The sequence below is a fragment of the Sandarakinorhabdus sp. genome (assembly GCF_041689835.1).
Taxonomy (GTDB): Bacteria; Pseudomonadota; Alphaproteobacteria; order Sphingomonadales; family Sphingomonadaceae; genus Sandarakinorhabdus.
This window is the reverse complement of record NZ_JBDNFM010000197.1, coordinates 1-6017: the sequence shown is the minus strand read 5'-3', so window position 1 is coordinate 6017 and position 6017 is coordinate 1. Positions and strand designations below refer to the sequence as shown.

At 66.6% G+C, this 6017-nt stretch carries 5 protein-coding genes; 4 read left to right on the top strand and 1 reads right to left on the bottom strand.

What is annotated here, in order from left to right; genetic code table 11:
- The 4 genes from ACESL8_RS10525 to ACESL8_RS10510 all read left to right on the top strand — a co-directional run.
- The coding region (locus ACESL8_RS10525) for a hypothetical protein (protein ID WP_372918584.1) at nt 1-1802 on the top strand (1802 nt) is incomplete at its 5' end.
- On the top strand, nt 1799-2761 hold the full coding sequence (locus ACESL8_RS10520; RefSeq protein WP_372918582.1) for a flagellin: 963 nt from the start codon (nt 1799-1801) through the stop codon (nt 2759-2761). The genes ACESL8_RS10525 and ACESL8_RS10520, both read left to right, overlap by 4 nt.
- Nucleotides 2762-2843: 82 nt before the next feature.
- Entirely contained in the window at nt 2844-3710 is an 867-nt protein-coding gene (gene motA / locus ACESL8_RS10515; RefSeq protein ID WP_372918580.1) for a flagellar motor stator protein MotA, read from the top strand.
- Nucleotides 3707-4672 carry a flagellar motor protein MotB gene (locus tag ACESL8_RS10510; protein ID WP_372918578.1) on the top strand — a complete coding sequence of 322 codons (966 nt, stop codon included), beginning with the start codon at nt 3707-3709 and terminating at the stop codon, nt 4670-4672. The genes motA and ACESL8_RS10510 overlap by 4 nt, the downstream gene beginning before the upstream one ends.
- Nucleotides 4673-4690: 18 nt before the next feature.
- On the opposite strand, the gene ACESL8_RS10505 is transcribed toward ACESL8_RS10510, so the two are convergent.
- Nucleotides 4691-5974 carry a capsule biosynthesis protein gene (locus ACESL8_RS10505; protein WP_372918576.1) on the bottom strand — a complete coding sequence of 428 codons (1284 nt, stop codon included), beginning with the start codon at nt 5972-5974 and terminating at the stop codon, nt 4691-4693.
- Nucleotides 5975-6017: the final 43 nt, after the last annotated feature.

Sequence of the window (6017 nt, the reverse complement as noted above, 5' to 3'; positions counted from 1 at the left end):
TCGCCAACGCCGATACGCCGGGCTTCGTGCGCCGCCGCATCGTGCTGGCCGCGCAGCCAGCCGGCAGCGGCGGGCCGTTTCAGCGTGCTGCCCTGAGCGGAGTCGGCGTGCACGCGGCAAGGCTGGTTCGCGATGTCGATCCATTGAAGGCCAATGCCGCCCGCATCGCCAGCGGCGATCAATCCCGGCTGGGCGCCCGGCTGGATTGGCTGCAACGGCTGGAATCGCTGGCCACCACTGCCGATGTGGTGGGGCGCGTCGGGGCGTTCTTCGATGCCGCGACCCGCCTTGCCGCCGCGCCCACCCAGCCCGCCGCGCGCACCGTGTTCCTCGATGCGGCCGGGGATGCCGCCGCCGCATTCTCCAGCCACGGCCGCGATCTGGAACAGCTGGAAGGCGATGCGAGGGCGCAATCCACGCTTTCGGCCCGCAAGGTAAATAATCTCGCCGCCGCGCTGGGAAATGTGAACGACCAGCTCCGTCGCGGCGATGATGGTGATGTGGCGGCGGCCGGCCTGCTCGACAATCGCGACCGGCTGCTCGCCGATCTGGCGAACGAAGTGCGGATCAGCGTGAGCGAGGGGGAGCGCGGCGTGGTCGAGGTCAAGCTCGGCTCCGGCGCGTCGGCGGTGCTGCTGGTGCCGCGCGCCGGCAACAGCAGCCGCATTGGGGTGGCGCCCGATGGCCAATCAGTGCTGCTCGATCCCGATCATGCACCGGTGCCGCTGCGGCTGCCGGCTTCGGGCCGGCTGGCGGGGTTGCTGGAGGCCACCGGCCACATCATCCGCGCCCGCGCCGCATTGGATGGCAGCGCCGGCAGTTTCGCCACATTGGTCAACAACTGGCACCAGCAGGGCATTGATGCGGCAGGCCAACCCGGCCAGGCGCTGTTTGCCGCCGCTGCCACCCGCACCACTGTGGGCAAGGCCAACGCCGGCCAGGCGCCGGTGGATGTGGTGCTCGCCGATGGCGCGACGCCGTTTGCCGGCGGTTACCGCCTGATTACGGAAGCTGGCGACTTCACCTTGGCCCGCAGCGACGCCAGCGCCAGCATCACCGGCCCTTCACCGCTACTGCTCGATGGCCTCACTGTGAGCATCGGCAGCGGCTGGGTAAGCGGCGATCAATGGACCATCGAGCCACTTGGCGGCGCCCAAGGCCTGTCACTGCGGCCGCTGGTGCCGGCCGGCGTGGCGGCAGCAGTACGCTGGCAGGTCGATGGCCCGCCCAACAATGGCGCGCGCAGGCTGCCCGATGTGTATGGCGATGCCAGCGCGCTCACCCTGCCCGGCGGCGACACGACGCCGCCCCCGTGGCGCATTACCGTCATTGCCGGCGGCCTGGCTGAAATCCGCGATCCCACCGGGGTCAACCTGCTGGCCACCGTGCCAGCCGATGGCAGCCTGATCGAAGGGCCGGGCATCCGCTTCCGCATCCCCGCCGATGCCGCGACGGGCGACCTGTTCCGCATCGCACCCACCCCGCCGGGCAGTCAGGACAATCGCAACATGCTCGAACTCGGCCGGCTGCGCGCCCAGCCCGGCCCGAATGGCACCATCGAGGCTGTGCTGGATGCCGATCTGGCCGGCGTTGGCGCAAATGTTTGCAATACCAGACGGTTGGAAGCCGCAGCTGCAAGCCTGAAAGAAGATGCGGCGCGCGCCAATGACGCGGTTTCAGCGGTCGATCTGGAAAATGAAGCCGCCGAGCTCACCCGCCTGCAGGCCGCCTACCGCGCCAATGCCCAGGTGATCGGCGTGGCGCGCGATCTGTTCGATCAGATATTGGGCCTCACCCGGTGATCCCGCCGCTTTCCGCCCGGGTTGGCCATGATGCCGCCGTTCGCCGCCTCAAGGGGCTTTCCGAACAATTGGCCGTGGTGCAGGAGCAGATCAGCACCGGCAAGCGCCTGCAAAAGCCCGGCGACGATGCCATCGCCTTTGCCCGCATCGCCGCGCTGCGCCGCGCTGATCGGGGCAGCGATGTGCAGCGGCTTGCGATGGACAGCGCCAGCGCGCGGCTTGTCGCGAGCGAAGTGGCGCTGGCTGGCATCGCCGAATTGGCGGTGCGCGCCAAGGAACTGGCGCTGGCCGGCCGCAACGGCACGCTGAATGCCGGCGATCGCAGCGTGCTGGCGCTGGAAGTGCGCGAGCTGCTGGCTGCCGCACGCGGGCTGGCCGAAACCCGCGGGCCCGACGGCGAGGCGCTGTTTGCCGGGGTCGGCGCCGGGGCGGCATATACCGACGATGCCGAAGGGTTGGCCGCCTGGGCCGGGCTGGGCACGCCGCCGCAAATTGCCGTCATCGGCCGCAGCATCCCCGTCGGCATCACCGGACCAGAAGCCTTTGGCGTGACAGCACCGCTTGATCCGCTGGCGCCGCTGCCCGATCCCGAAATGCCGCCACCGCCGCGCCAGCGCAATCTGTTCGACAGCCTTGCCCATCTGGCAGCGAGCCTTATGGAAACACGGCCGGTCTTCGTCGATGCCGCGATGGACGAGTCGATTGCCGCGGTTGACGACCACGTGGACCGGCTGGCCGGAGCGCAAGCACTGCTGGGGGCCCGCGCGGCGCGGCTGGAGGCAGAAACCAATCGGCTCGACAATAGCCAGCTCGCCCTGCAATCCAGCTTGTCCCGGCTTGAAGACACCGACATGACCGAGGCGATTGCCCGGCTCGACCGGCTTTCGGTGGTGCTGGAAGCGGCGCAGGCCAGTTTTGCACGGGTGTCGCGATTGAGCCTGTGGGATGACATTCGCTAGCAAATCCAAGGCGGCAGCAATTAAGTCCGGAATGAAGGGGTCGTAACCTGAGGGAACCCCTGACCCGGAGCCGACGCCCTCCATGTTGTCCATCATTGGCCTTGTCGTGCTCATCGTCATGGTCTTCGGCGGCTTTGCCATCACCGGCGGCAGCCTGGGGCCGGTTCTGCACGCCCTGCCCCACGAGTTCCTGATCATCGGCGGCGCAGCGGTGGGCGCCACGCTGGTTGCCACCGACATCAAAGGCATCAAGCAGATGGGCGGCGGCCTTGCCAAGGTGGTGAAAGGCCCGCGATACAGGAAAGCCGATTATGGCGCGGCGATTTTCCTGACAGCGCGGCTGATGCGGCTGTTCCGCAGCGAGGGGCCAACGGCGGTGGAGCCCCACATCGAAGACCCCAAATCTTCGAGCATCTTTGCCGAATATCCGCAATTTTCCGGCGATGATTTCTTCATCAGCCTGGTGACGGATTCAATCCGGCTGCTGGTTGTGTCCACCGGCACCTTGTCGCCCAACGCTGTGGATGAAGTGATCGAGACCCATATCGACACCCACCACCACCACGCCCTCAAACCAGTCGAGCGCCTGCAAACGATGTCGGACGCGCTGCCGGCGCTGGGCATTGTCGCGGCCGTGCTGGGCGTCATCAAAACCATGGGCAGCATCGATCAGCCTCCGGCCATCCTGGGTGCGATGGTCGGCTCGGCGCTGGTCGGCACGTTTCTGGGGGTGCTGCTCAGCTATGGCGTCGTGGGACCGCTTTCGGCGCGGCTGAAATCGGTGATCGACGAGGACAGCGAGATCTATCTGGTGGTGCGCCGGGTGATCATCGCCACGATGAAGGGCCAGCCGCAGCCGCTGGTGATCGAAGCCGCGCGTACGGCCATCAGCCCCGCCCACCAGCCCAGTTTCAGCGAGATATTTGATGGGATGAGGTCGGCAAAGTGAAGCCCGAACTTCATATCGAACCCGAAGTCATTTACAAAAAGGCGAAATCTCATGGCCATGCCCACCACGGCGGCGCGTGGAAGATCGCTTATGCCGATTTCGTCACCGCAATGATGGCGTTTTTCATGCTGCTGTGGATTTTGGGTGCGACCAACGAGGATCAGCGCAAGGGCATCGCCGATTATTTCACCCCCACCGTCATCCAGATGCAGAGCAGCGGTGGTTCGGGCGGCCTGTTTGGCGGGCGATCGGTTGCTGCCCCGGAAGGCAGCGCCGCTCGCCCGGAAACCACCGGCAAACGGCCGGTCACCGCAGCAGGCAGCGACGCGGCCGCCAACCGGTCCGGCAACGGCGAAGGCAGTGAAAATGCCAGCGGCGCGCAGGGCCAAGCCAGCGGCAACAGCGGGCGGCAAGGGCGGCCCGGTGCGGCGCAAGCCGCTGCAAAGACTGCCGCCGAAGCGCGGGCACGCGATGACGCCGCGCTCAACAAGGCCGCGCAGCGGATCATGGCCAAGCTTGCAGCCGATCCCACGCTGAAGGGGCTCAAAGGCCAGGTGAAATTCGTCAAAACCCGCGACGGGCTGCGCATTGACATCGTGGAGCGCGCCGATTTTTCGATGTTCAGCCTTGGCACGTCGGCCCCGACAGCGGGCGCCGGCGAACTGGTGCAAACGGTTGCCCACGCCATTGAAGACATGCCCAACGCACTTACCGTGCGCGGCCACACCGATGCGCTGGGGTTCACCCGGCGCAGGGAGACTTTGGGCGGTACGTCGAACTGGAGCCTGTCCACCGCCCGCGCCGATGCCACCCGCCGCCTGTTGATGGGCGCCGGCATCCCGGGCGACCGCTTTCGCCGCATCGAAGGCGTGGCCGATACCGATCCCTATGTGAAGGCCAAACCAAACGATCCGCGCAACCGCCGCATAAGCGTGACCTTGCTGTATCAGGACCCGGCCTGAACCTGTTCATTAACCGGCTCACTCCGGCGCCAGCGGGCGGCCTTCGAAACGCGCGATGGCGTGCTGCACGACCTTGTCCAGCGCCGCTTCCGAAAAGAAACCGCCTGGAATGAGGCAGTGATCGATCAGCACGCGGCGGAAGGCTGCAAAGGTTTCAGCATCGGGCGGGGTCGGGCGTTGCCAGAACGCATCCAGACCGTCCTGGAACGTGATGTCGGGCACGTCGTAGATGGCATCGCCCAGCACTACCACCGGCACGCCCAGGGCCAGGCCCAGCGTGCCGCTGGTGCTGTTGATCGTCACCATGCCGCGCGCGCCGCCGCCGATGCTTTCGATATCGCCGCCGGCCAGATAATCGACGCGCCCGGCCACGCCGAACTTGGCGGCGATATCGGCGGTTTCCTGCTCCCAGTCGCGCACGCCGTTGTCCAGCGGATGCTCCTTCACCACCAATCGTACATCGGCCAAGCCGGAACCGATCGCGTGCGCCGCAAATGACCGGATCACGGTTTTCAGCGCGTCGGCAATGCCCACAAAGGGCGAATGGATGCGTATCTGGGCGTCACTGTCGAGTTGCAGCGGAAACAGGAAATAAGGCGCGCCAGACTGTTCGAGCCGGTTAATCAGCGCCGCGCCAGCATTCTCCCGCTCATTCTTGCGCCATAATTTCCCTATCCAGCCCATGGCTTCCACTAGCGGGTGCCAAGGCCGATGGTTGTTCCAGTGCGGATAATGAAAGCGCGTCAGCACGTCGGCGGCGTTGTACGCCAGTCCTTCGGCAGCGCGGCGGCGGAACGACGACAGCACCCGGCTGTGCGGCGGCACCGGCGGCAATGTGGCGGCGGTGCGGCGGTAATAATCAGGGTCGCGCGGCAGGCTGCTGTGGCCATTCACACCGCCTTCTTCCATCGTCACCCAGTCCGGGCGCACATAGCCTTCTTCGAACACGTGCACCCGCACACCCATGTCGCGGCACACGCCGGTGGCGGCGAGGTGGTAATCCCGGCAATCGCCAAACAGCATGACATCGGTCACTTGCTGCTGGCGGATCAGGCCTTGCAGCGCGGCCGGCCAATCGGCTTTTGTGCCGCGATAATCGATGCCGCCCGGCAGCCGCCAGAAAGCGCGATCGCCGCCGTTGAAATTCACCTTGTGAACGCGGTGGCCCGCGCGGATCAGGCCTTGGCCCAGGCGGCGGAACAATGGCCCCATCAGGCCCTGCAGCAACAACACGCTGCGACGCACCGGCAGGGCACCGGGATCGATCGTCTCGCAGCCGACGCCCGGCCCAAGTCTGCTCATGGCGGGCAGCGAATGCGGCGCCAGCGGGGAATGCAAGCAGCCT

Coding starts and splice junctions, on each gene's coding strand:
- motA (WP_372918580.1), top strand. CDS start 2,844: ATGTTGTCCATCATTGGCCTTGTCGTGCTCATCGTCATGGTCTTCGGC.
- ACESL8_RS10505 (WP_372918576.1), bottom strand. CDS start 5,974: ATGAGCAGACTTGGGCCGGGCGTCGGCTGCGAGACGATCGATCCCGGT.